The sequence below is a fragment of the Xanthovirga aplysinae genome, assembly GCF_009711365.1.
In the GTDB taxonomy this organism is placed as follows: Bacteria; Bacteroidota; Bacteroidia; order Cytophagales; family Cyclobacteriaceae; genus Xanthovirga; species Xanthovirga aplysinae.
Genome location: NZ_SMMB01000267.1, coordinates 1 through 920 on the forward strand (window position 1 = coordinate 1; position 920 = coordinate 920).

Annotated in this window: 1 protein-coding gene; it reads left to right on the forward strand. The window is 35.5% G+C overall.

What is annotated here, in order from left to right:
• Positions 1-845: hypothetical protein (locus E1171_RS23315; protein ID WP_222931302.1), on the forward strand; the 845-nt coding region annotated here is incomplete at its 5' end.
• Positions 846-920: the final 75 nt, after the last annotated feature.

Genomic DNA, 920 nt, shown 5'->3' on the forward strand with positions numbered 1-920 from the left:
AAGAAAGCACAGCAGCCAGCCGGGCCGTTACCCATAAGCTAACCAGAACATTGAAGATACTTCTACACATTATAATTTTTATCCTCTTGACGGTCATTACCCAAATCGGTGGAATTATATATTTAATTTCAATTTTACTGATTAAGAGGAATGCAGAAAAGAAAAGGTTAAAACAAATTGGAATTTTTATTGGTTTGTACCTTTTTACAACTTTTCTGATTGTTCCGAGTTTAGCACCAATTTTCGGAAGGGAAAAAATTAAAGAAACGGAATTTCTAAAGGCACACTCATTCTTTTACAAATTGGCAAATAGAAATTACGTCCGACCAGAACTGAATAAAACAATCGGAGAAATAGCGACTGTATTTGAAAAGCAACACAGTGGAATAAAAATGATTTACCTTGATGCAAATTTTCCTTTTATTAACAAGTTCCCGCTTTTTCCCCATTTGAGTCACAATGATGGCAAGAAAATTGACATTTCTCTGATTTACGAAACCTCGAACGGAAAACTGACTAACAGAAAACCGTCAGTTAGTGGATACGGGGTCTATGAAAAACCTACAAGTAAAGAATTTGACCAAAATGAAGTCTGTAAAAACAAAGGGAATTGGCAATACGACTTTCCAAAATACCTGACTTTAGGGACAATCAATAAAGACATTGAATTATCAAAAAAAGGGACACTCGAATTAGCAAGGCTGATTTTAAAACAAGATAATATTGGGAAATTGTTTATCGAACCTCACTTGAAAAACCGACTGAATTTAATGAACGACAAAGTAAGATTTCACGGTTGTCAAGCAGTACGACATGATGACCATTTACATTTTCAATTAAAGTAAAGCCTATGGGTAACAGTGGCTAGCTGCCATACTTTGCCAGCACACAAAAGCCGACGCTAAAAAGCACAGCAGCCA